Consider the following 21,904-nt stretch of genomic DNA (forward strand, 5'->3'; position numbering starts at 1 on the left):
ATGACGTTTGCCGATCTGCGCGAATTCTGCGCCCGGCTCGAGGCGCTGGGCGAGCTCAAACGGGTGTCCGAACCCGTGGATACGCACCTGGAGCTCACGGCGCTTGCCGAGCGCGTCCTGCGGCAGCGGGGCCCGGCACTGCTCGTCGAGCGGCCGCACACCCAGGGCCGGGCGCATTCGTTGCCGGCGCTGGCCAATCTCTTCGGTACGCCGCGCCGCGTCTTGCTGGGCATGGGGCAGGACGTGGGCGAGGACGGCGACTGGCGCGAACCGCTGCGTGACGTGGGGCGCCTGCTCGCCTATCTGAAAGAACCTGAGCCGCCGCGCGGCTGGCGCGACGCCTGGGAGAAGATGCCGGTGCTGCGCCGGGTGCTCGACATGGCGCCCAAGGTCGTTTCGCGCGCGCCGTGCCGCGAAGTGGTGTGGGAAGGGGCGGAGCTCGATCTCGCTCGGTTGCCGATCCAGCACTGTTGGCCGCAGGACGCGGGTCCGCTCATCACCTGGGGGCTGGTGGTCACCCGCGGGCCGCACAAGAAACGCCAGAATCTGGGAATCTACCGCCAGCAGGTGATCGGGCGAAACCGGGTGATCATGCGCTGGCTCGCGCATCGCGGCGGGGCGATCGATTACGCCGAACACGCCCGGCTGCATCCCGACGAGCCCTTTCCCGTGGCGGTGGTGATCGGCTGCGACCCGGCCACACTCCTTGCCGCGGTCACGCCGGTGCCCGACACCCTTTCCGAATACCAGTTCGCCGGCTTGCTGCGCGGGGCGAAGACCGAGCTCACCGAGGCCGTGGGGGGCTTGCAGGTGCCGGCGCGCGCCGAGATCGTGCTCGAAGGGCACATCCATCCCGGCGACACGGCCCTCGAAGGCCCTTTCGGCGATCACACGGGGTACTACAACGAGCAGGCGGTCTTCCCCGTGCTCACGCTCGATCGCATCACGCTGCGCCGCGAGGCGATCTACCACACCACGTACACCGGCAAGCCGCCCGACGAGCCGGCGGTGCTGGGCGTGGCCCTGAACGAAGTGTTCGTGCCGTTGCTGCAGCGCCAGTATCCGGAGATCGTCGATTTCTACCTGCCGCCGGAGGGCTGCTCCTACCGCATGGCGCTGGTGTCGATCAAAAAGGCCTATCCGGGGCACGCCAAACGTGTGATGTTCGGCATCTGGGGTTTCCTGCGCCAGTTCATGTACACCAAGTTCATCGTGGTGGTGGATGAGGACGTCGACATCCGCAACTGGCAGGAAGTGATCTGGGCGCTCACCACGCGCGTGGATGCGGCGCGCGACACGCTGATCGCCGAGCACACGCCCATCGACTATCTCGACTTCGCCTCGCCCGAAGCCGGGCTGGGCAGCAAGATGGGGATCGATGCCACGAACAAGTGGCCCGGCGAGACGCATCGCGAGTGGGGCCGGGCCATCGTCCAGGATCCGGAAGTGGAAGCGCGCGCGGCGGCGCTCGTCGAGCGGCTGCTCGGCTGAGCGGGTCGCTCGTCTCATTCAGCTGCGCGCCGGCTCCTCCATCAGCCCGTTGTGCCGCAGCAGGGCGTCGATGCGCGGCTCGCGGCCGCGGAAGGCGCGGAAGGATTCGGCTGCGGGGCGGCTCGCGCCCACGGCGAGGATCTCGCGCCAGAAGCGACGCCCCGTGTCGGGATCGAGCACGGTGCCGGTACGCGCGCTCGCCTCTTCGAAGGCCTCGTAGGCATCGGCCGAGAGCACTTCGGCCCACTTGTAGCTATAGTAGCCGGCCGCGTACCCTCCGGCGAAGACGTGTGAGAAGCTCTGCGGGAAGCGATGCCAGGACGGCGGCCGGATCACTGCCACCTCGTCGCGCACTTCTTCCAGAATGCGCAGCACGTCGGCGAGCGGCACGCGTTCGAGGGCCGGTTCCTGGGCGCGGGCGAGTTCGCGGTGGATGCGCAGGTCGAAGAGCGAGAATTCGATTTGGCGCACCATCTGCATGCCGGCCTGGAAGTTCTTGGCCGCACGCATTTTCTCGTAGAGCGTGCGCGGCAGCGGCTCGCCCGTGTCGACGTGGGCGGTGATTTTCTCCAGCACTTCCCATTCCCAGGCGAAGTTTTCCATGAACTGGCTGGGCAGCTCGACGGCGTCCCATTCGACGTGGTGGATACCCGAGATGGGCGCCTCGTCGACCTGGGTGAGCATGTGATGCAGCCCGTGGCCCATCTCGTGGAAGAGCGTGAGCACGTCGTCGTGGGTGAGCGTGGGGGGGGTGCCGCCCACCGGGGGGGCGAAGTTGCACACGAGGTAGGCCACCGGCAGCATGAGAAATTCGGCCTCGCGCCGGCGCGATTTGGCGCTGTCCATCCAAGCGCCGCCGCGTTTGGTGTCGCGGGCATAGAGGTCGACGTAGAAATAGGCGATCGGCGTGCCGTCGCGCTCGACGCGGTAGAAGGTCACGTCCGGATGCCACACGGGGGCGGTGTCGGGCACGAGGCGCACGCCGAAGAGCCGTTCCAAGAGGGCGAAGAGCCCCTCCAGGACGCGGGGAAGCGGCAGGTAGCGCCGCACTTCCTGTTCGGAATAGTCGTAGCGCTCCTGGCGTAATTTTTCCGAGGCATAGGCGATGTCCCAGGGCTCGAGCGGATCGAGGCCGAGGCGGTCGCGGGCGAAAGCGCGCAGTTCTTCCAGATCGCGCAGGGCGAAGGGTTTGGCGCGGGCGGCGAGTTCCCGCAGGAATGAGGCGACCTCTTCCGGCTCGTTGGCCATTTTGGGAACGAGCGAGTAGCTGGCGTAGTCGGGATAGCCCAGCAGTAGCGCCTCTTCGCCGCGCAGCGCCAGGATGCGCTCGATGAGCGGGCCGTTGTCGCGCTCGGGCGGGCCGAACTCGGAGGCGCGGGTGGCGTGGGCCCGGTACATGCGCTCGCGCAGCGCCCGATCGTCGGCGTACTGCATCACCGGCAAGTAGAAGGGCATCTGCAGGGTGAAGCACCAGCCCGGACGGCCTTGCGCCTGCGCCGCCTCACGTGCCATGGCCCGCACTTCCTCCGGAATGCCGGAGAGTTGCGCCTCGTCCTCGATCCATTCCTGATAGGCGTTGGTCGCATCGAGCAGGTTTTCCGAGAACTTGGCCGAGAGCGCCGACAGTTCCTGTTGGATGTCACGGTGGCGGGGTTTCTTCTCGGGCGGCAGTTCCGCACCGGCGAGCCGATGGTCGCGCAAGTCGAGTTCGATCACGCGGCGGCGTTCGGGCGAGAGGCGAGCGAACTCCGGGCTTTGCGCGAGCGCCTGCGTCTTGCGGTAGAGCGCCTCGTTCTGTCCCAACTCCGTCCAGAAACGCGTGACTTCGGGCAGCAGCTTATTGTAGACCTCGCGCCAGGCGGGGGTGTCCATCACGCTGTGCAGGTGCCCGATCACGCCCCAGGCGTCCGAGAGCTGTTCGAGCGCGCGTTCGAGCGGGGCGACGAAGTCTTCCCAGGTGGGCGGGGTGCGTTCATCGACCGCGCGCTCGATCGCGGCGCGGGCCCGCGCGATGAGTTCGGTGATGACCGGCTCGACGTCCTCCGGCCGGAGGCGATCGAAGGGAGGGAGTTGAAAGGGATGCAGCAGCGGATGTTCTGGTGCGTTCATCGTGTCCTCGAGGTGGATTCTCTTCAGGCGGGATTTTGCCACCGGTTGCGGGCGCGTGTCTCGTGGACGAGACAGGCGCCGAGAAAACCGAGCGCGGCGGCACCGGCGAGGCAGGCGATCGCCGCGGTGAAATGTTCCGGGGCATAGATACGGACTCCGTCGAGTACGGTTCCGTTCCAGGCGCGGTCGATGAGTGCGCCGGCGAGCGGCTGCAGGAGGGCGCCGCCGAGGAATCCGCCCATGTTGGTGAGCGCCGTGCTCATGCCCGAGAGCGCCGGCGGATTGACTTCCTTGGCGCAGGCCCAGGTGAGCGAGAAGGAAGAGGAGGCGAGCCCCATGAGGGCGAAGAGGGGAAAGGTGAGCGTCTGGGGCAGCGGCCCCGCCGTCAGGCACACGACCCAGCAGGCGAGGTAGAGTGCGGCCATGGGCACCAGCACGGCTTTGCGCCGCGCGAGCCGATCGGACAGGGCGCCAATGGCGAGGCACCCGAGGGCGAAGGCGAGGAAGTAGAGTGAGAGGTGGTGCGAGGCTTGCAGTTTCGTCAGGCCGTGCACGCTCATGAGGTAAGGCGTGGCCCACAGGCCGGCGAAGGCGAAGAAGCTGCCGGCGATGCCGAAGTTGGCGAGCACGGCGGGCCAGGAGGCGCGGTTGCGCAGGATGGTCGCGAGTCCGCCGAAGATCACGGTACGGTCGAAACGCTTGAGCGTACCCGGCTCTTCCGGCTCAATCAGCCGCCAGCACAGCACGGCGACGGCCAGCGACGCCAAGGCCGTGGCCACGAACACGCCGCGCCAGCCCGTGAGCTGCGCCAGCGCCGTGAGCGGCGTGCCGGCGAGTACCGAGCCGAGGTTGCCGACGAACATGCCCAGACCCACCAGGGAGGCGAAACGGCGCTCGTCGTACCACAGGGCGAAGAGTTTGAGCATGGCGATGAAGGTGACCGACACGCCCAGGCCGGTGAGGGTACGTCCGGCGAGTGCCACTTCGAGCGAAGGGGCGAGCGCGAAGAGGAGGCTACCCGCGGCGGCGACGAAGCCGCCCGCCACGATGATGCGTCGCGGTCCCACGGTGTCGGCAAGGATGCCGGTGGGCAGCTGCATCAGGGTGTAGACGTAAAAATAGGTGGCAGCGAGCGTGCCGAGCGAGGCGGCGCTGGTGTGGAAGGCCGCGGCGAGTTCGGTGGCGATACCGGCGGGCGCGAAGCGGTGGAAAAAGGACAAAACGTAGGCGGCGATGACGACGACGAGCGCCGTCGTGCGGCGGCTGCAGGCCATGGAGTGTCTCCTCTTTTTGTTTTCGGAATTGCGGCGACGGGGGGGTCACCGGAATACTCACTTCAGGAAGTGTTATTCCGGCAGCGCTTGCCCAACCAGGCGTCGATACGCCTCACGATACTTCTCAGCCGTCTTCCGGATGACGTCTTCCGGCAGACGCGGCCCGGGCGCGGTTTTGTCCCAGTCGAGCGTCTCGAGGTAGTCGCGCACGTATTGCTTGTCGAAGGACGGCGGGTTGGTGCCGGGCTGCCAGGCGTCGGCCGGCCAAAACCGGGACGAATCGGGTGTGAGTACTTCGTCGATGAGGTGCAGCACGCCGGCAGCGTCGATGCCGAACTCGAACTTGGTGTCGGCGATGAGGATGCCGCGCTCGGCGGCGTAGTCGCGCGCCCGGATGTAGAGCGCGAGCGCCGCGGTCTTGGCTTGCCGCGCGAGGCTCGCGCCATCGTGCGGTGCGAGCCGTGCGGCGCACAGGGCCTCGGCCTGTTCGAAGGAAATGTTTTCGTCGTGCTCGCCTGCCTCGGCCTTGGTGGCCGGAGTGAAGATCGGCTCGGGCAAGCGCTCGGCGAGCCTCAGCCCCGGCGGGAGCGGGATACCGCACACGCTGCCTTTGTGCTGATATTCTTTCCAGCCCGAACCGATGAGGTAACCGCGTACCACCGCTTCGATGGGCAAGGGCTGCAAGCGTTTGACCACCATCGCCCGCCCGAGGACCTGGTCGCACTCTTCGGGCGCGACGACGGAGGTTGGATCGATGCCGGTGCGATGATCCGGAACGATGCCGGCGAGCAGATCGAGCCAGAATTCGGTGATTGCCGTGAGCACCTTGCCCTTGCCCGGAATGGGATCGGGCAGTACGACGTCGAAAGCGGAGAGCCGGTCGGTGGCGACGACGAGGAGTTTGTCCTCGCCAACCGCGTAGAGGTCGCGTACCTTGCCGCGTCCGATGAGCGGCAGACTGGTGATGTGCGTCTCGAAGATCGCCTCGGCCATGGATCCTTCCCCGGCATTCTGAAAACGAGAATTATCGCACGGGCGCTAGCTTTCATGCTCCACCGCCCGGTGGACGCGGCGCACGCCCAGGGCGATCAGGCCGGCGAGCACGGGGATGGAAAGGGCCGTGACCAGTTCCGGTTCGAGGTGCAGCCAGGGCTTGAATCCCTTGGTGAGGTAATTGACGAGCTGCGAGCCGTAGTAGGTGATGGCCATCACCGACAGGCTCTCGACGGCCGCCTGCAGCCGTAGTTGCACCTTGGCGCGGCGGTTCATCTGTGCGAGCAACTGCTGGTTCTGGCGTTCGATTTCGAGATCGACGCGCGTGCGCAGCAGCTGGGAATCGCGTACCGAGCGCTGCGAGAGTTCTTCCTGACGCCGGGCGACGGCGGCGCAGGTGTTCATGGCCGGGGCGAAGCGACGCTCCATGAATCCTTGCAAGGTGGAATAGCCGGGGAGCCGGATCTCGCGCAGCTCGGCGATGCGCTGACGAACCAGGGCGCTGTAGGCCGAGGCGGCGCCGAAGCGGTAGGCGCTGGCGGCGATCGAATTTTCGATTTCGGCGGCCAGGTGGGTGAGTCGTGCCAGGATCTCGCGCTCGTCGGTGAACGAAGCGGCGCGGCTCATGGCCGCCACCAGTTCGGCCAGTTCCGCCTCGGCGCGGCCGAGAAAGGCTCCGACTTCCTTGGCCATGGGAAAGGCGAGCAGCGCCAGCATGCGGTAGGTGTCGATCTCGAGCAGCCGCTGCACGGCGCGTCCGGCCTGTTTCGGCGTCATGGCCGCGTCGAGCACGATGAACTGAATGAACCCCTCGTGCAGTTGGAAGTCGCTGAGCACCCAGGCGTTGCCGTCGGAGATCTTCGAGGCGACGAGTGCCGGACCGAACGGATCGGCCGCGTCGAGGAACTCGGTGGGCGGCGTGTCGGATACCGGCCTCAGGCGAACGTGCGTGGCGGCGATCACTTCGCCGGGGCTGGCCTCGAGCCAGCCCTCGGGCAGGCGTGAGAGGATCGCCGCGGGGGAGTCGTGATCGCCGTCGAGATAGAAAGTGTAGGAATGGAATTCGGCGTGGCGTTCGCGCTTGATGCGCAACCCACCCCACCGTAGGAGGGACTGCGCCGCGGCATCGAGCTCGAGCACGGCGCCGGGAAGATTGCGCAGCCGCGCCCAATGCTCGAGGAGACGGTCGGACGGGGTCTCACGCGGCAATAGCCACGACAGTTGCACCACCGTGGCCGGGGCGAGCAGCGGCACGGACGGCCGGGCGTGGATCTCCTCGTGCAGTGCTTGCCGGATGGGATGCTGGGTGAGTTTCACAGCCAGCCCTTGCGCTTGAAGTAGAAGTAGGGGGCGAAGCCGCTGATCACCATCAGGATCAGCGCGAGGGGATAGCCGTATTCCAAGTGCAGTTCCGGCATGTGTTCGAAGTTCATCCCATAGATGCTGGCGACCAGGGTCGGCGGCAGGAAGACGACGGCGGCGATCGAGAAGATCTTGATGATCTGGTTCTGCTCGATGTTGATGAACCCTTGAGCCGAGTCCATGAGGAAGTTGATCTTCTCGAAGACGAAGTTGGTGTGAGCCATGAGAGTTTCGAGGTCGCGGATCATCTCGCGGCAGGTCTCTTGCAAGCCGTTTTGGTCGCGCAGGTGGCGCAGCAGGAAAGAGACGGCACGCTGCGTGTCCATCAGACACAGGCGAATGCGCCCGTTGCTGTTCTCGATCTTGGCCAGCTTGTCGATGGCGTCCTCAAGTTCGGCGTTCTCGTCCTCCAGCACCATGAAGCTGACCTCTTCGAGCCGCCGGTGCAGGTCTTCGATGGTGTCGGCGAGGTTTTCCACTTTTTGCTCGAAGATGGTGACCAGCAGTTCCTGGGGGGTTCCGGCATGGACCTGACCGTGGCGGGCGCGCATGCGCAGTAGCCGAAAGTCCGCGAGATCTTCTTCCCGCACCGAGATGAGCCGTTCGCGCTGCAGGATGAAGGCGACGGTGACGGTGACGTGGCGTCCTTCTTCCTGGGCGAGGAAGAGGGAGTGGACGTGCAACCCCTGGCTGTCGATGAAGAAACGGGCGGAGGATTCGATCTCCTCCACGTCTTCGGATTCGGGCAGTTCGGCGTTCAGCAACCGCTGCAGCAGCTCGCGTTCGTGCTCGTCGGGGTCTTGGGCATCGATCCACAGGGCCCTGGCCACGGCTTGGTCGTCGAGCGCGAGCGCCTTGGGCAGTTCACGGATGGTGTCTTTTTCGGCCTGGAACAGTCGCAGCATGGAGCACCTTTACACGTTTCGCCAGCGGGGTCGGGGATCGCGGCGAAACGACGAAGGCGTCAGCCGCGAACGCAGCAGTAGAGGAACGAGCGACGAGGTCGACAGCGGGTTTTGGAGTTCACGGAAAAGATCGGAACGAGCGCGACGGCGAAATTATACGCTTTTTGCAGCGCAACAAACACGGGGCACCGATGACCTCGTGGAAGGATCGGTGCCGCGTCGTGCGCTCGGGCTTACGCCTTGGCAGCCATCAGGCGCTTGTATTTTTCTAGCAGTTGCTCCTTGGTCTCGCGGTGGGCGGGGTCGGGGATGATGCAATCGACCGGGCAGACTTGCTGGCATTGGGGTTCGTCATAGTGGCCGACACATTCGGTGCATTTGTTCGGGTCGATGACGTAGATCTCGTCGCCCTGCGAGATCGCATCGTTGGGGCACTCCGGTTCGCACACGTCGCAGTTGATGCACTCTTCGGTGATTTTCAGGGCCATGGACAAGCCTCCATAGGAAGAAAAAGTCAATCGGTTGGTGTGGTATTGCGGCGGGAGAGCCGGTCGGCAACCACGGGATGCACGAACCCGCGCACGTCGCCCCCCAGCCGGGCGATCTCGCGCACCATGGTCGCCGAGATGAACATGTACTCGTCCGCCGGCGTGAGGAACACCGTTTCGATGTCGGGGAAGAGCTTGCGGTTCATTCCGGCCATCTGAAATTCGTATTCGAAGTCGGAGACGGCGCGCAAACCCCGCAAGAGGATGCGTGCTCCGCGTTGGTGCATGAAATCGATCAACAGGCCGTCGAAACCGACCACCTCGATGTTGGGAAAACGCTGCAGCACCTCCCGGGTGATCTCTACCCGCTCTTCGAGCCCGAAGAGGGGATTTTTATTGCGGCTGCGCGCCACGGCGATGATGATGTGATCGAAAATGCGAGACGCCCGGCGCACGAGATCTTCGTGACCCCGAGTGAAAGGGTCGAAGGTGCCGGGATAGACGACGACCGATCGTTCGCTCATGCGTTGCGCTCCAGCAGGTGGTAATGTACTTGGCCCGCGCGGCCGCGTTTCACGGTGTGCCAGGCCCCGAGGGTTTCGATCTCTCGCTCGGATTCGAGATAGAGGGATCCGTCGGGGCGTACGAGCCGGTCGAGCCAGGGTTCGAGCCGTTCGGGCCAATGCGCGTGGTAGGGCGGGTCGAGAAAGAGGACGTCGACGGGCTCCGACCAGGTGCGCGCGCATTCTAACGCATTCGCCGTGATGACTTCCACCTCGTCGGCACGCAACGCCTTGCGGTTTTCTTCGAGTTGCCTGGCTAGGTGTCGGTCGCGCTCGACCAGGATGACGCGCGCCGCACCGCGCGAGGCGGCTTCGAATCCGAGCGCGCCGGTGCCTGCAAAGAGATCGAGGCAGGTCAGCCCCGTGAGATCCTGTCCCAGCCAGTTGAACAGCGTCTCGCGGACCCGATCCGGTGTCGGGCGCAGGCCGGGGCGATCGGGCACGATGAGCACGCGCGAGCGCCAGGCGCCGCCGATGAGGCGCAGCCGCGCCATCGCCTCAACGATCTCCGTCGCCGCCGACGCGCACCGTCACGAGGCGGGCCGGGTCGATGCGGCGACTGAAAGCGTCTTGCACCTGCTGCCCCGTCACGGCGCGCACCGCCTGCGGATAGCGTTCGAGCCAGTCGGTGGGGAGGTTGTAGTAGCCCATCATCGAGACGTAGCCGATGAGCTTGCGGTTGGAATCGAGTCTCAGGCCAAAACCGCGCGCGATGTTGTCCTGGGCGCGGCGTAGTTCTTCGTCCGTGGGGCCTTGTTCGCGGAAACGCGCGAGCGTTTCGCGCGCGAGCGCCAGGGCTTCCTCGGCCTGCTGGCCCCGGGTCTGCAACGCGATGACGAAAGGGCCGGCCTGGCGTCGCGGCTCGAGATAACTGCCTACGCTGTAAGCATAACCGCGTTTCTCACGGATCTCCTCGACCAGGCGCGAGCTGAAACCGCCGCCGCCCAGTACGTGGTTGCCTACGAGCAAGGGAAAATAATCGGGGTCGTCGCGGGTCATCACGGCCAAGCCCAGACGCAGATGAGCCTGCTGCGCCGGATGAGCGATGCGCACGTCGTTCGCCTGCGCCGGCGCGACTGGCACCAGGGGCTCGGGTGTCTCGCCAGCGGGCAGTTTGGCCATGATGCGCTCGGCTAGCTGCTCGGCCTGGGCGCGGTCGAGGTCACCGACGATGGCCACGTGTGCCCGCGCACGCGTGTAGTGGGTGCGATGGAAGGCGACGAGGTCGTTGCGGTCGAGTCGGTCGAGGGACTCGGGCGTGGTGAGCCTGCCGTATGGGTGGTCGCGGTAGATGGCGGTGGTGAAAGCACGCTCGGCGAGGACATTGGGCCGGGTGAGCGCGTCTTTGAGGGCCGCTTTGGCGTTCGCCCGTTCGCGAACGAAGACGGCAGGGGAGAAAATCGCCTGGGTGAGCACTTCGGCTACCAGATCGGCGGCCGCGTCGCGCACGGAGGGCTCCGAGAGGCTACGCCAGGCGACGGTGGCGCGGTCTTCGTCGACCGAGCCGGAGAGGCTGACCGCCAGATCCGCGAAGGCTTCGCTCAAGCCTTGTTCATCGTGCACTCTGGTACTGGTATCGAGCAGACGCCGTGTGAGGGCAGCGAGCCCCTCCTTCCCTGCAGGGTCGCGGGCGGAACCGGCGTCGAACGAGATGACGACGTCGATGAGCGGCAAGTCGCGGTTGGCGACGAAATCGACGCGCACTCCGCTTGCGGTGGTGAAGCGCTCGATCGTCGGTAGCGCCAGGGCGAGCGGTGAGAACGCGGTGGCGACGAAAAAGAGCAGCACGGTAAAAGCGCGGGTGCGGAGGGTGCGTTGGATCATCGGGACCTCCTCGGAGCAGGGTCAGTGCAGGGGCGCATGGGGATCGGTGGCAACGGGGCGGGGGGCGCGGCCATCGGGCAGCACGTCGACCCGGGTGAGCCCTTCTTCGGTGAACCAGGTTTGGGCCACGCGCTGCACGTCCTCGGCGGTGACGCGCTGAAGCGCTTCGGTGATGCGCGCGCTCGCATCCCAAGGGAGCCCCACGGCGCGCGCGAACCCGATCTCCATGGCTTGTCCCATGAGGGAATCCCGCTTATAGACCTGCTGCGCCACCGCTTGACGGATGACGCGCTGGAGTTCCTGCTCGGAAACGCCTTCTTTGGCGATGCGTTCCACTTCCTCGCGCAGTGCCTTTTCCAACTGATCGAGCGCGATACCCGGTCGGGCACTGGCCGACAGCGTAAAGAGGCCGGGGCCGCGGGCAATTCCGTCGTAATCGGCCGAAACCGCGATGGCCCGCGGTTGCTCCCGCACCAAGGCTTTCGTCAGACGTGCACCGTCGTAGCCGTCGAGCACGGCGGCGAGCACCATGAGGGCGTAAGGATCCCGGTCGGCCTCCAGATCGCGCAGCGGCGGGACTTTCCAGGCGAGTCTCATGCTGGAGAGTTCCGTCGGCCCTTGCACGACCGCATGGCGGCGCCCATGCTGCGGGGTCTCGTCGAGGAACGGTCGCTCGGGCACGGGACGGGCGCCGATCGCGCCATAGTGCCGTTGTGCCAAAGCGTAGACTTCGCCCGCGTTGACGTCGCCCACCACCACCAGCCGGGCATTGTTGGGTGCGTACCAGCTACGGTACCACTGTTGCACGTCTTCGAGTCTGAGCCGTTCGAGGTCGGTGGGCCAGCCGATGATGGGGTTGCGATAGGGATGTGACCAAAAAACGGTAGCCATTAGGGCTTCATGGCCGAGCGCTTCGGGTACGTCGTCGGTACGCAAGCGACGCTCTTCACGCACGACCTCGCGCTCCTTGACGAATTCATCGGGGTCGAAGACGAGATGCTCCATCCGGTCCGCCTCGAGCGCCATCACTTCGCCCAGCGCTTCGGGTGGAATCTGCTGGAAATAAGCGGTGTAGTCGCGGCTGGTGAATGCGTTGTCTCGCCCACCGAGCTCGGCTACACGCCGGCTGAATTCTCCCGGTCCCACCGAGGGGGTGCCTTTGAACATCATGTGTTCGAATACGTGGGCTACGCCCGTCTTGCCCGCCGGCTCATCGATGGCACCCACGTCGTACCACACCATGTGCACCACGGAGGGAGCCCGGTGGTCTTCGACGACGATGAGTTCCATCCCGTTGTCTAGGCGAAAGATTTTGGTCTCGGCGTTCGCTGTCGTGGCGACGAGCACGGCAATGCAAACGAACAGCACGGAGAAGAACGACCACGACCAGGGGAACGTCCGGCGGGCGGAGGGATCGAATCGCATCTGCTAGAATCCTTTTCACCCATTGGGTGAGCAAACGCTGAAGAAACCATTGTACCCATAATTTTTTGGCGATGTCCGGGATGAATTCCCGGAGGGTCGCGCCAAGGTGGCAGACAACTTCTATGTTCGGTTTGTTCAAACGCAAGAAAACGGAGCCGGCACCTGCAGTGACGTCGCCGCAGGAGACGGCCGAAGACGGCACCTCGGCCGAGGCAACCCTCGACGTCCCGGCGGACGGGCTCGGGCACGAAACGGCGGCCATGCCGACGCCCGGGCGGGTCGAGGGCGGGGCGAATCGTGCGCTACCGCAATCTGAGCCTTCGCGTACCGAGGCCCAAACGGCGGCTTTGCCCGATGAAGCACCGACCGAATCCGCTCCGCGCAAGCGTTCCTGGGCCGAACGCCTCAAGGCGGGGCTCGCGCGCACGCGGCAGAATCTCTCGGGGCTTTTCGGGCGGCGGCGCATCGACGAAGAGCTCCTCGAAGAGATCGAGACCACTTTGCTCCTCGCCGACTGCGGGGTGGAGGCCACGCAATGGCTGATGGATGCCCTTCGTCGGCGCATCAAGAAAGATGGCCTGACCGACGCCGAACAGCTGCGCGACGTGATGGCTGAACTCCTTACCGAGCTGCTCCTGCCCTTGCAGCAGCCGCTGGAGGTCGAGGCGCACCAGCCCTTCATCATCATGGTGACGGGGGTCAATGGTGCAGGCAAGACCACGTCCATCGGCAAACTCGCCAAGTATTTCCAGTCGCAAGGGAAAACCGTGCTGCTGGGGGCGGGGGACACGTTCCGTGCCGCCGCGCGCGAGCAGCTGGTGGTATGGGGCGAGCGCAACGGCGTACCGGTGATCGCGCAGGAACACGGCGACCCGGCGGCGGTGGCCTTCGACGCGGTACAGGCGGCCAAGGCACGGGGTGTAGACGTGGCCATCATCGACACGGCCGGGCGGCTTCCCACCCAGCTGCATCTGATGGAGGAGATCGCTAAGGTGCGCCGTGTCATCGCCAAGGCCGAGCCGGGCGCGCCGCACGAAGTGCTGCTCGTGCTCGATGCCAACATCGGCCAGAACGCCATCACCCAGGTCGAAGCCTTCGACAAGGCCGTCGGGCTCACCGGCCTCGTGCTCACCAAGCTCGACGGCACGGCCAAGGGGGGCGTGATCGCGGCGATCGCTCGGCGTTGCCCCAAGCCGGTGCGTTTCATCGGCGTGGGCGAAGGCATCGACGATCTTCGTCCCTTCTCGGCCCGTGAATTCGTGGAGGCACTGCTCGGGATCGAGCGATGATCCGTTGCGAGAAACTCGCCAAGATCTATCCCGGTCCGGTGGCGGCGCTCGTCGATCTCGACCTCACCATTCCGGCGGGGCAGTTCCTACTCGTCTGCGGCCATTCGGGGGCGGGCAAGACCACGCTCTTTCGCCTCATCGCCGGGCTGGAGACCCCGACCCACGGTAGCGTCTCGGTCAATGAGCACGACGTGGCGCGCCTGGGGCGAGGCGGTTTGCCCTATTATCGGCGCCGCTTCGGCCTGGTGCTCTCCGATGCGCCGCTCTTGCCCCAGCGCACGGTGGCCGAGAACGTGGCGCTGCCGCTTTTGATCGCCGGGGTTCCGCGCCGCCAGGCGTTCGAACGCGTGGCGCTGGCGCTGGAACGCGTCGGCCTTGCCGGCCGGGCGCACGAATTGCCGCCCACGCTCTCGGGCGGAGAACAGCAGCGGGCGGCGATCGCCCGCGCCGTGGTGCACCGTCCTTCGGTGGTCATCGCCGACGAACCCACCGCCCAGCTCGACCGCGACAACGCCGAGGAAGTGGTGCGGTTGTTGCGTGCCTTCCACGCGGCGGGGGTGACGATGATCATCGCCACGCACGACGAAGCGCTCTTTGCCAGCGTGGCGCAACGGCGCATCGTGCTCGCGAACGGCCGCCTGGTGGAGGATACGTGGTGAAACGGGGTTGGTGGGAAGGACAAACAGAAGCGCTGGGACGCGCCTTCACCCTCTTGGGCAGGGCGCCCCTGGTGACGGTAGTCGTCACGCTGGTGCTCGCCACGGCGCTCGCGTTGCCGGCGACGATGGCCTGGATCGGGGCTGGCGTGACCCAGTGGTTCGGGGGGCAGGGAACGGAGCCGCAGATCACGGTTTTTTTCCAACAGACGATCGATCGGGAGGAGGCGCTCGCGATAGTGCAGCGCTGGCGCGAGGACGAGGCGGTGGCGCGCGTCGTTTTCGTGCCGCGCGAGGCGGCACTCGCGCGGCTGCTGCAGACCGATCTGGGCGAAGCGATCGAGACCCTGCCCGACAATCCCTTGCCCGATGCCATGACGGTGGTGCCTCGACGCTTTGCTCCGCAGGACGTGGCCCAGCTGCAGCAGCGGCTCACCGCCGAGGCAGGCATCGAGACGGTTCAGGTGGATACGGCTTGGGTCGAGCGGGTGCATGGACTGGCGCGCGCCGGTACTATGGTGGCGGCAGCGCTCGCGGCGTGGTTCGCCCTGGGAATGCTGGCGCAGACCTACCTGGCGATCCGGCTGCAGCTCGTCGCTGCGGCGCAGGAGATCTACGTGCTGCGCGCCCTGGGTGCCACCGACGGCTACATCGGTCGGCCGTTCCGCTGGTTTGGCTGGTTGCAGGGCTTACTCGCCGGCTGTGTCGGTGCCGCGCTCTGGGGCGGGCTCGTCGCCTGGCTCACACCGCCGTTCGACGAGCTCGCCCGGCTCTACGGCTTGGGAGGATTCTTGCCGTTTCCGGCATGGATGGCTGTGTTGGTGCTCGTCACTGCCGGCGCAGTACTGGGGGTGCTCGGCGCCGAGATCTCGTTACGACAGTTCTTCCGGGCGTCGACCTAGGAGGTGCGCTGGCGCCTGCATTTACCTTGAAACAAGGAGCATGTCATGAGCCGTCTGTTTTCTTCGTTCCGTTTGGGCGCGCTGGAGCTGCCCAACCGCATCGTGATCGCGCCCATGTGTCAGTATTCAGCCGAAGAAGGGCATGCCACCGATTGGCATGTCATTCACTGGGGGGATTTGTCGCTCTCCGGCGCAGGCTTGCTGATCATCGAAGCGACGGCAGTGTCGCCGGAAGGGCGTATTTCCTCAGCCGATCTCGGTTTGTGGTCCGATGCGCAAGCCGAGACCTTGGCTCGGTGCTTGGCCCCAGTGAGACGTTGGAGCGCCATGCCGCTCGCGATCCAGCTGGCGCATGCCGGACGCAAAGCGTCGAGTAAGGTACCTTGGGAAGGAGGCGCTCAACTCCGGCCAGAAGAAGGGGGGTGGGTGGCGGTGGCGCCTTCGCCCTTGCCGCACGCTCCGGGTGAGCTGCCGCCGCAGGAACTCGATGCAGCCGGTCTTGCCCGCATCCGTGAAGCCTTCGTGGCCGCCGCCCGCCGTGCCGTCGACTGCGGCCTGCAGGCGATCGAGCTGCACATGGCGCACGGCTATCTGCTGCACGAGTTTCTCTCGCCGTTATCGAACCAGCGTACCGACGCGTATGGCGGCTCGCTGGAGAACCGCATGCGTTTCCCGCTGGAGGTGTTCCGCGCCGTGCGTGAAGCGCTGCCGGAACGCATCCCGGTGGGCGTGCGCATCTCGGCCACCGACTGGGTCGAAGGCGGTTGGGATCTGGAGCAGAGCATCGCCTTTGCACAGGCGCTCGAACCCTTGGGCTGCGCTTATATCCACGTCTCGAGCGGCGGTCTCTCGCCCCTGCAGAAAATTCCGGTGGCTCCGGGCTATCAGGTGCCATTCGCCGAAGCGGTACGGCGCGCCGTGAAGCACATGCCCGTGATCGCCGTGGGGCTCATCACCGAGCCCCAGCAAGCCGAGGCCATTCTTGCCGAAGAAAAGGCCGATCTGGTGGCGCTCGCGCGCATGATGGTGTGGGATCCTCGCTGGCCGTGGCACGCCGCCGCCGCGCTCGGTGCCACCGTCAAAGCCCCGCCGCAATACTGGCGTTGCCAGCCGCAGCAGCATCGCGGCGTGTTCGGCGACGTGAAGATCGGCCAGCGCTGAGAGGGGGTGCGCTGTGGCACCATGCGCTGTATGATGAGGGGGCCGCCAAATGAGGGGCGGATCCTTGACAGCGCCCTTACTGGATGGAATCTTTGGCGGATTTACCGCGTCCCGCAGAGCAGACGCGAGGGAGACGCCGTCGCTACAAGACAGCGAAGAGGAGATGGTGGTGAAGGGCGGAGTCGAACCGCCGACCTACGGGTTATGAATCCGTCGCTCTAACCATCTGAGCTACTTCACCATCGAGTCTGGTAATATACCGGTTTTCCCTTTCGGGTGTCAAGGGTCCATAGGCAAATGAAGAAAGTCTACATCCGCACGTTCGGATGCCAGATGAACGAGTACGACACGACCAAGATGTTCGACGTGCTCTCGGCGCGCTACGGCACCGAACCCACCGACGATCCGCTCGAAGCCGACGTCATCCTCTTCAACACCTGCTCCGTGCGCGAGAAAGCGCAGGAGAAGGTCTTCCACGACCTGGGGCGGGTCAAGGAGCTCAAGCGACGCAACCCCGATCTCGTGATCGGCGTGGGGGGCTGTGTGGCGAGCCAGGAAGGTGAGGCCATCGTGCGCCGCGCCCCTTACGTCGATGTCGTCTTCGGGCCGCAGACCTTGCACCGGCTGCCGGAGCTGATCGAAGCGCGGCGGCGGCAGGATCGGCCGCAAGTCGATATCTCCTTTCCCGAGATCGAGAAGTTCGATGCGCTGCCCGAGCCGCGCGTCGAAGGGGCGAGCGCCTTCGTTTCCATCATGGAAGGCTGCTCCAAGTACTGCTCTTTCTGCATCGTTCCCTATACGCGGGGCGAAGAGATTTCCCGTCCGCTCGAAGACGTGCTCGTCGAGGTGGCCCAGCTCGCCGAACAGGGAGTCAAAGAAGTGACGCTGCTGGGGCAGAACGTCAACGCTTGGCGCGGGCGGCTGTCGCGCGACGGGGAGGAAGTAGGCGACTTCGCCTTTCTGCTGGAGTGCGTGGCCGAGATCCCCGGCATCGAGCGCATCCGCTACACGACCTCGCACCCGCGTGAGATGACGTCGCGCCTGATCGCCGCCTACGAGAAAATTCCCAAGCTCGTCAGCCACCTGCACCTGCCGGTGCAGTCCGGTTCCGACCGGGTGCTCGCAGCGATGAAACGCGGCTATACCGTGCTCGAATACAAGTCCATCGTGCGGCGGCTGCGGGCGGTGCGCCCCGACCTGTCGCTGTCGTCCGATTTCATCGTCGGTTTTCCCGGCGAGACCGAAGCCGACTTCGAAAAGACGCTGCGCCTCGTCGAGGAGCTGCAGTTCGACCATTCCTTCAGTTTCGTCTATAGCGCCCGCCCCGGCACGCCGGCGGCCGAACTTCCCGACCCGCTGCCGCAGGACACCAAGCTCGCCTGGCTCGCCCGGCTGCAGGCCCAGATCGAAGCGCAGGCGCGCGCTTTCAGCGAAGCCATGGTGGGGCGCATCGAGCGGGTGCTGGTCACGGGGCCTTCGAAGAAAGACCCGGCCTGGCTCGCCGGCCGTACCGAGAACAACCGCGTGGTCAATTTCCGCGGCGAACCCCGCCTGGTGGGGCACTTCGTCGACGTGAAGATCACCGAGGCGCTGCCGCACAGCCTGCGGGGGGAGGTGCTCGTCCGTGCGTCCTGAGATGCAGTACCTGGAGTGGGACATCGAGCCGCTCGACAACGCGCGGCTCGCGAATCTGTGCGGAGTGCTCGACGAGAACCTGCGCCAGATCGAATCGGCATTCGACGTGACGATCGCACGGCGTAGCGGCCATTTCACCCTCGCGGGGGCGCCGGCGCAGACGAGGCTCGCGCTCGACGTCCTGCAGCGCTTGTGGGCTCGCGCCGGACAGGAACTCTCGCTCGACGACGTCCAGCTCGGCGTGATCGAGCGCCTGAGCGATGCCAACGAGGCGATGGCCGAGGAAGGCGCAGTGCCGCGGCTGCGCACGCGCAAGGGGGCGATCGGCGGGCGCACGCCGCGCCAGGTGGCCTATCTGCGCGCGATCCAGTCGCACGACATCACCTTCGGCATCGGCCCGGCCGGCACCGGCAAGACCTATCTCGCGGTGGCGGCGGCCGTCGACGCTTTCGAGCGCGAACAGATCGAGCGCATCGTGCTCACGCGCCCGGCGGTGGAGGCCGGCGAGCGGCTCGGTTTCCTGCCCGGCGATCTGGCCCAGAAGGTAGATCCGTACCTTCGCCCGCTCTACGACGCGCTCTACGACCTCTTCGGTTTCGAGCGCGTAGGCAAGCTCTTCGAACGCGGCGCGATCGAAATTGCACCGCTCGCCTTCATGCGCGGGCGTACGCTCAATCACGCCTTCATCATTCTGGACGAGGCGCAGAACACCACGCCCGAGCAGATGAAGATGTTCCTGACGCGCATCGGCATCGGCTCCAAGGCGGTCATCACGGGCGATCTCACCCAGATCGACCTGCCTCGTGGCACGAAGAGCGGTCTTGCGCAGGCGCGTGAGGTACTCGCCGAGGTACGCGGCATCGCGTTTACCCAGTTTCTCAAGGAAGACGTGGTGCGTCACCCCTTGGTGGCGCGCATCGTCGAGGCCTATGACCGTCACGGCAGCGAAGGAGGGGAGCGGTGAAGCGTCTGCGCCTGAGCTATCAGCGGGTCTGCTCCGCCGAAGTCCCGCCGCGCGCCGCAGTGCTGCGCTGGGCGCGTGCCGCCCTGCAGAAGGGCGAGGCGCAGGTGGCGGTGCGTTTCGTCGATGCCGAGGAAGGGCGCGAGTTGAACCAGCGTTTCCGCGGCAAGGATTACGCCACCAACGTGCTTTCTTTCGTCTATGATGTGCCGGAAGAAGCGGGATTGATGGGAGATCTGGTGCTGTGTGCGCCTGTGGTAGAGCGTGAGGCCGCGGAGCAGGGCAAGCCGCTGGCGGCGCACTACGCGCACCTGATCGTGCATGGTATGCTGCACCTGCAAGGATATGATCACGAGGACGAGGCGCAGGCGGCCGAGATGGAGGCACTCGAGCGCGACGTGCTCGGACGGCTCGGTTTCCCCGACCCCTATGCCGACGAGGAGCGATGAAAGACGACGACGAACCTTCCCATCGTAGTTGGTGGGATCGACTGACGGCGTTCTGGTCGCGCGAACCGGAGACGCGCGAGGAATTGCTGGAAGTGTTGCGCTCGGCCTGCGAGCGCAACCTTTTCGATGCCGAGGCCCTCTCCATCATCGAAGGCGCCTTGGCCATCTCGGAGCTGCGCGTGCGCGACGTGATGGTGCCGCGCAGCCAGATGGACGTGATTCGCATCGACGATCCGATCGAAGAGATCGCCCGTTTCGTGGCCGAGACCAATCATTCGCGTTTCCCGGCGATCGGCGAGAGCAAGGACGACGTCGTTGGCATTTTTCTCGCCAAGGATCTGATCCGTTATTTCGCCGGTTTCCCCTTCGATCTGCGCGACAGCCTGCGTCCGGCCGTGTTCGTGCCCGAATCCAAACGATTGGATCTCTTGCTGCGCGAGTTCCGCCGCCGCCGCAACCACATGGCCATCGTCGCCGACGAATACGGCGGAGTGAGCGGCCTGGTGACGATCGAGGACGTACTCGAGCAGATCGTCGGTGACATCGAGGACGAATACGACTTCGACGAGCCGGAAGACGCCATCCGGCTGGAAGCGGACGGCAGCTATCGCGTCAAGGCGACGATGGAACTCATCGACTTCAACGAGGCGTTCGGTACCTCGTTCTCCGACGAGGAGAGCGACACCATCGGCGGACTCGTGATCCATCGGCTCGGGCGCCTACCGCAGCGCGGTGAATGCGTCGACATCGACGGTTGGACCTTCGAGGTGCTGCGCGCCGATAGCCGCCGGTTGCACTGGCTGCGGGTGCGGCCACCGACCAGGGCAGGCGGAGCGACGGAATCGGAGTGAGGGTGAGCGTGACCGCCTGGTTGCCGCGCCTCATCCTGCGTGGCCGCGCATTGCCGTCTTGGGCGGTGGCGTGTCTGATCGCTGCTGCCGGCGCGAGCGCCCCGTGGGCTTTTGCCCCAACCGGGGCGTACTGGTGGCTACCCCTTGCGCTCCTTCCCCTCTTGTTCGCGTTGAAACAAGCGAATCCACGGCAGGCCATGGTCGCAGCCCTTCTCTGGGCTTGGCCCTATTTCTTTGTAGGAGTGGGGTGGTTGTCGGTGGCGCTCGCACGCTACGGAGGACTTCCCTGGCCGGCGGCTTGGGCGGCGGTGGCGCTCTTCGCCGTCTATCTCGCCGCCTGGTGGGCGCTGGCTGCAGGGCTTGCCGTGCTCTGGTCTCCGGCAGGAAGCGCTTTTCGCCGGTCGGTCTTCACGGCGGCGGTTTTCACGGCAGCCGAATGGGTTCGCGGCTGGGCCTTCACGGGCTTTCCCTGGCTCAGCCCCGGTCTGAGTCAGACGCCGCCCAGCCCTCTGGCGGGATTCTATCCGCTCGTCGGATCGCTGGGGGTGGGGTTTCTTCTCTTCGTCATGGTTGCGCTCCTCGCGTTTGGCATGCCTTGGCGACGCTGGTTGCCAGTCGTGCTGCTCGTGGCCGCGCTCGGCGGGGTATTGCGCAGCGTGGAATGGACCCGACCGGTAGGTGCCCCACTCGCGGTGAGTTTGGTACAGCCGGCGATTCCCCAGGATCAGAAATGGGACGGGGCGCTGCTGGGGCGTCACCTCTGGCGCCAGGCCGAGCTGATCGCGCAGACGCGCGGCACATTGGTGGTATTGCCGGAGACTTCCTTGCCGCTGCTCGACGTGCAGATCCCAGATGAATGGCACGGCCTCGTGGCGCAGGCCTTGGGCGAGGATCGCACCGTGCTCTATGGCACCTTCACGCGCGACGAGGCAGGAGTCATCCGCAATTCGGCGGTGGCACAGGGCAAGGCTGCGCCTTTTTCCTATCACAAGCGTCACCTCGTTCCATTCGGTGAGTATTCACCGCCGCTCTTCGGCTGGTTTTTCCGCGCCTTGTCGATTCCAATGTCGAACCAAGGACCGGGGGCTCCCCTTCAGCCTTTCTTGCACGTGGGCGAGACGGCTGCCGCCGTCGACATCTGCTACGAGAGCGCGTTTGCCGATCTCATCGCCGGCGACGTGCGCGCCGGTGCCACGTGGCTCCTCAATCTCTCCAACCTCGCGTGGTACGACCGCAGCGCGGCACAGGCTCAACATGCGCAGATCGGCAGGGTGCGCGCGCTGGAAACCGCTCGCCCGTGGGTACAAGCGACCAACACCGGCGTGAGCGGGGGGTTCGACGCCGACGGGCGAGTGCTGGCGGTTTTGCCCGAATGGCGTGAGTCGATCCTGGAATTGACGGTGCAAGGAAGGCACGGCGAGACGCCCTTCGTGCGTTTCTACGGTGAGATGGGGACGATGGCGCTGCTGGTGCTTCTCACCGTTGCACTTCGCGGGAAGAACCTCCTCGGCTCGAGGAGGTAACCGAGGCAGGGACCGCGCAGCAGCTCGATACATGGCTCGGTGT

20 protein-coding genes and 1 tRNA gene are annotated in these 21,904 nt (G+C 65.7%); 10 read left to right on the forward strand and 11 right to left on the reverse strand.

What is annotated here, in order from left to right; translation table 11 throughout:
- Positions 1-1,491: a 4-hydroxy-3-polyprenylbenzoate decarboxylase gene (ubiD, locus tag EPD81_RS06110; protein ID WP_142804669.1), complete on the forward strand. Its 1,491-nt coding sequence runs from the start codon at positions 1-3 to the stop codon at positions 1,489-1,491.
- A gap of 18 nt (positions 1,492-1,509) precedes the next feature.
- Here the strand turns inward: ubiD and EPD81_RS06115 are convergent, their stop codons facing one another.
- From EPD81_RS06115 to EPD81_RS06160, 10 genes are all read right to left on the reverse strand, one after another.
- The gene (locus EPD81_RS06115) at positions 1,510-3,600 is read right to left on the reverse strand and encodes a M3 family metallopeptidase (RefSeq protein ID WP_142804574.1); all 2,091 of its coding nucleotides are present in this window, start codon (positions 3,598-3,600) and stop codon (positions 1,510-1,512) included.
- Between the two features lie 23 nt (positions 3,601-3,623).
- On the reverse strand, positions 3,624-4,874 hold the full coding sequence (locus EPD81_RS06120; protein WP_142804575.1) for an MFS transporter: 1,251 nt from the start codon (positions 4,872-4,874) through the stop codon (positions 3,624-3,626).
- A gap of 72 nt (positions 4,875-4,946) precedes the next feature.
- Positions 4,947-5,867, reverse strand: coding sequence for a phosphoribosylaminoimidazolesuccinocarboxamide synthase (locus tag EPD81_RS06125; RefSeq protein ID WP_142804576.1), 921 nt, complete (start codon positions 5,865-5,867; stop codon positions 4,947-4,949).
- Positions 5,868-5,912: 45 nt separating this feature from the next.
- Positions 5,913-7,184: a DUF3422 family protein gene (locus EPD81_RS06130; RefSeq protein ID WP_142804577.1), complete on the reverse strand. Its 1,272-nt coding sequence runs from the start codon at positions 7,182-7,184 to the stop codon at positions 5,913-5,915.
- Complete coding sequence (gene corA / locus EPD81_RS06135; RefSeq protein ID WP_142804578.1) at positions 7,181-8,134, reverse strand: magnesium/cobalt transporter CorA; 954 nt, start codon at positions 8,132-8,134, stop codon at positions 7,181-7,183. Before corA ends, EPD81_RS06130 begins: the two co-directional genes overlap by 4 nt.
- 233 nt (positions 8,135-8,367) lie before the next feature.
- Entirely contained in the window at positions 8,368-8,622 is a 255-nt protein-coding gene (locus EPD81_RS06140; protein WP_142804579.1) for a YfhL family 4Fe-4S dicluster ferredoxin, read from the reverse strand.
- A gap of 26 nt (positions 8,623-8,648) precedes the next feature.
- Positions 8,649-9,146: a pantetheine-phosphate adenylyltransferase gene (gene coaD, locus EPD81_RS06145; RefSeq protein WP_142804580.1), complete on the reverse strand. Its 498-nt coding sequence runs from the start codon at positions 9,144-9,146 to the stop codon at positions 8,649-8,651.
- Positions 9,143-9,679 (reverse strand): 16S rRNA (guanine(966)-N(2))-methyltransferase RsmD, encoded by a 537-nt coding sequence (rsmD, locus tag EPD81_RS06150; RefSeq protein WP_142804581.1) that lies wholly within the window; start codon positions 9,677-9,679, stop codon positions 9,143-9,145. The genes coaD and rsmD overlap by 4 nt, the downstream gene beginning before the upstream one ends.
- Before the next feature lie 4 nt (positions 9,680-9,683).
- Positions 9,684-11,009 carry a pitrilysin family protein gene (locus EPD81_RS06155; RefSeq protein WP_142804582.1) on the reverse strand — a complete coding sequence of 442 codons (1,326 nt, stop codon included), beginning with the start codon at positions 11,007-11,009 and terminating at the stop codon, positions 9,684-9,686.
- 21 nt (positions 11,010-11,030) lie between these two features.
- Positions 11,031-12,434 carry a pitrilysin family protein gene (locus tag EPD81_RS06160; protein ID WP_142804583.1) on the reverse strand — a complete coding sequence of 468 codons (1,404 nt, stop codon included), beginning with the start codon at positions 12,432-12,434 and terminating at the stop codon, positions 11,031-11,033.
- A 122-nt stretch (positions 12,435-12,556) separates the two neighbouring features.
- Between EPD81_RS06160 and ftsY the strand changes: the two genes are divergently transcribed.
- Genes ftsY through EPD81_RS06180 form a run of 4 tightly spaced genes read left to right on the forward strand, consistent with a single transcriptional unit; the run spans position 12,557 to position 16,442 of the window.
- Positions 12,557-13,723, forward strand: a complete 1,167-nt coding sequence (gene ftsY / locus EPD81_RS06165) for a signal recognition particle-docking protein FtsY (RefSeq protein ID WP_142804584.1) — start codon at positions 12,557-12,559, stop codon at positions 13,721-13,723.
- Positions 13,720-14,382, forward strand: coding sequence for a cell division ATP-binding protein FtsE (locus EPD81_RS06170; protein WP_142804585.1), 663 nt, complete (start codon positions 13,720-13,722; stop codon positions 14,380-14,382). Before ftsY ends, EPD81_RS06170 begins: the two co-directional genes overlap by 4 nt.
- Positions 14,379-15,281: an ABC transporter permease gene (locus EPD81_RS06175; protein ID WP_142804586.1), complete on the forward strand. Its 903-nt coding sequence runs from the start codon at positions 14,379-14,381 to the stop codon at positions 15,279-15,281. Before EPD81_RS06170 ends, EPD81_RS06175 begins: the two co-directional genes overlap by 4 nt.
- 45 nt (positions 15,282-15,326) lie before the next feature.
- Positions 15,327-16,442, forward strand: a complete 1,116-nt coding sequence (locus EPD81_RS06180; RefSeq protein WP_142804587.1) for an NADH:flavin oxidoreductase/NADH oxidase — start codon at positions 15,327-15,329, stop codon at positions 16,440-16,442.
- Between the two features lie 164 nt (positions 16,443-16,606).
- Here EPD81_RS06180 and EPD81_RS06185 read toward each other — a convergent pair.
- A tRNA-Met gene (locus EPD81_RS06185) sits at positions 16,607-16,683 on the reverse strand.
- Positions 16,684-16,739: 56 nt separating this feature from the next.
- Here EPD81_RS06185 and miaB point away from each other — a divergent pair.
- Genes miaB through lnt form a run of 5 tightly spaced genes read left to right on the forward strand, consistent with a single transcriptional unit; the run spans position 16,740 to position 21,861 of the window.
- The gene (miaB, locus tag EPD81_RS06190; protein ID WP_142804588.1) at positions 16,740-18,077 is read left to right on the forward strand and encodes a tRNA (N6-isopentenyl adenosine(37)-C2)-methylthiotransferase MiaB; all 1,338 of its coding nucleotides are present in this window, start codon (positions 16,740-16,742) and stop codon (positions 18,075-18,077) included.
- A gap of 1 nt (position 18,078) precedes the next feature.
- Complete coding sequence (locus EPD81_RS06195) at positions 18,079-19,041, forward strand: PhoH family protein (protein WP_142804670.1); 963 nt, start codon at positions 18,079-18,081, stop codon at positions 19,039-19,041.
- A complete protein-coding gene (ybeY, locus tag EPD81_RS06200) occupies positions 19,038-19,487 on the forward strand; it encodes an rRNA maturation RNase YbeY (protein ID WP_142804589.1) in 450 nt (149 codons plus the stop codon). The genes EPD81_RS06195 and ybeY overlap by 4 nt, the downstream gene beginning before the upstream one ends.
- A complete protein-coding gene (locus EPD81_RS06205; protein WP_142804590.1) occupies positions 19,484-20,338 on the forward strand; it encodes an HlyC/CorC family transporter in 855 nt (284 codons plus the stop codon). The genes ybeY and EPD81_RS06205 overlap by 4 nt, the downstream gene beginning before the upstream one ends.
- Before the next feature lie 2 nt (positions 20,339-20,340).
- The gene (lnt, locus tag EPD81_RS06210; RefSeq protein ID WP_142804591.1) at positions 20,341-21,861 is read left to right on the forward strand and encodes an apolipoprotein N-acyltransferase; all 1,521 of its coding nucleotides are present in this window, start codon (positions 20,341-20,343) and stop codon (positions 21,859-21,861) included.
- Positions 21,862-21,904: the final 43 nt, after the last annotated feature.

The sequence above is a fragment of the Tepidiphilus sp. J10 genome (genome assembly GCF_006980785.1).
Lineage (GTDB): Bacteria > Pseudomonadota > Gammaproteobacteria > Burkholderiales > Rhodocyclaceae > Tepidiphilus > Tepidiphilus olei.

Coding starts and splice junctions, on each gene's coding strand:
- ubiD (WP_142804669.1), top strand. CDS start 1: ATGACGTTTGCCGATCTGCGCGAATTCTGCGCCCGGCTCGAGGCGCTG.
- EPD81_RS06115 (WP_142804574.1), bottom strand. CDS start 3,600: ATGAACGCACCAGAACATCCGCTGCTGCATCCCTTTCAACTCCCTCCC.
- EPD81_RS06120 (WP_142804575.1), bottom strand. CDS start 4,874: ATGGCCTGCAGCCGCCGCACGACGGCGCTCGTCGTCGTCATCGCCGCC.
- EPD81_RS06125 (WP_142804576.1), bottom strand. CDS start 5,867: ATGGCCGAGGCGATCTTCGAGACGCACATCACCAGTCTGCCGCTCATC.
- corA (WP_142804578.1), bottom strand. CDS start 8,134: ATGCTGCGACTGTTCCAGGCCGAAAAAGACACCATCCGTGAACTGCCC.
- EPD81_RS06140 (WP_142804579.1), bottom strand. CDS start 8,622: ATGGCCCTGAAAATCACCGAAGAGTGCATCAACTGCGACGTGTGCGAA.
- coaD (WP_142804580.1), bottom strand. CDS start 9,146: ATGAGCGAACGATCGGTCGTCGTCTATCCCGGCACCTTCGACCCTTTC.
- rsmD (WP_142804581.1), bottom strand. CDS start 9,679: ATGGCGCGGCTGCGCCTCATCGGCGGCGCCTGGCGCTCGCGCGTGCTC.
- EPD81_RS06155 (WP_142804582.1), bottom strand. CDS start 11,009: ATGATCCAACGCACCCTCCGCACCCGCGCTTTTACCGTGCTGCTCTTT.
- EPD81_RS06160 (WP_142804583.1), bottom strand. CDS start 12,434: ATGCGATTCGATCCCTCCGCCCGCCGGACGTTCCCCTGGTCGTGGTCG.
- ftsY (WP_142804584.1), top strand. CDS start 12,557: ATGTTCGGTTTGTTCAAACGCAAGAAAACGGAGCCGGCACCTGCAGTG.
- EPD81_RS06170 (WP_142804585.1), top strand. CDS start 13,720: ATGATCCGTTGCGAGAAACTCGCCAAGATCTATCCCGGTCCGGTGGCG.
- EPD81_RS06180 (WP_142804587.1), top strand. CDS start 15,327: ATGAGCCGTCTGTTTTCTTCGTTCCGTTTGGGCGCGCTGGAGCTGCCC.
- miaB (WP_142804588.1), top strand. CDS start 16,740: ATGAAGAAAGTCTACATCCGCACGTTCGGATGCCAGATGAACGAGTAC.
- EPD81_RS06195 (WP_142804670.1), top strand. CDS start 18,079: ATGCAGTACCTGGAGTGGGACATCGAGCCGCTCGACAACGCGCGGCTC.
- EPD81_RS06205 (WP_142804590.1), top strand. CDS start 19,484: ATGAAAGACGACGACGAACCTTCCCATCGTAGTTGGTGGGATCGACTG.